1 protein-coding gene is annotated in these 960 nt (G+C 68.3%); it reads left to right on the forward strand.

Annotation, left to right across the window (positions count from 1 at the left end; translation table 11 throughout):
* On the forward strand, positions 1 to 960 hold a 960-nt coding region (locus GPA25_RS23620), incomplete at both ends, for an RND transporter family protein (RefSeq protein ID WP_484463061.1).

A 960-nucleotide genomic window follows, 5' to 3' on the forward strand; every position in this document is an offset into this window, starting at 1 on the left:
GCTTCACCTTCCGGCGCCTCTTTCTCGCCGGCATGACGGCGCTGGTGGCGGACGCGGTGGGCTTTGCGGTGCTGATGGTGATCGACATCCCGGTGATCCAGTCGCTGGCGCTCTCGGCGAGTATCGGGGTGGCGGTGCTGATCTTCACCAACCTGATCCTGCTGCCGGTGCTGCTGTCCTACACCGGCGTAAGCGCCCGGGCGGCCCAGCGCAGCCTGGTGGCCGAATCGGGGGCGGCCGACGGCACGGGCGCGGCGCTGTGGCGCTGGCTCGAGCGTTTCACCGAACGGCGCTGGGCGATCGGCGCGATCGCGATCTCCGCGGTGCTGACGGTGGCGGGCTTCGTCGTGAGCCTCAACCTCAAGATCGGCGATCTCGAACCGGGCGCGCCGGAGCTGCGCGCCGACTCGCGCTACAACCGCGACAACGCCTACATCACCGCCAATTACTCGCTCTCGTCGGATCAGTTCGCGGTGATCGTCAAGACCGCGGCCGAGGGCTGCCTGAAGTACGAGACGCTGGTCGAGGCCGATCGCCTCGCCTGGCAGCTGCAGCAGGTGCCGGGGGTGCAGACGACGGTGTTCCTCGGTGACGCGGTGCGCCAGATCACCGCCGGCTCCTACGAGGGCAACCCGAAGTGGGTGACGCTCGCGCGCAACCAGGACGTGCTCAACTACGGCGCGCAGCAGGCGTCCGTCAACAACCCGGATCTGTTCAACAACGACTGCTCGGTGATGCCGGTGATCGCCTACCTGAGCGACCACCGTGCCGAGACCCTCGACCGCGTGGTCGCGACCGCGGCGCGCTTTGCCGAGGCGCACAGCACGCCCGAGCGCCAGTTCCTGCTCGCCGCGGGCAGCGCCGGCATCGAGGCGGCGACCAACATCGTGGTGCGCGAAGCCAACCGCACGATGCTGTTCTACGTGTATGGGGCGGTGATCGTGCTGTGCTTCATCACCT

The sequence above is a fragment of the Aromatoleum diolicum genome (genome assembly GCF_012910955.1).
Classification (GTDB): Bacteria; Pseudomonadota; Gammaproteobacteria; order Burkholderiales; family Rhodocyclaceae; genus Aromatoleum; species Aromatoleum diolicum.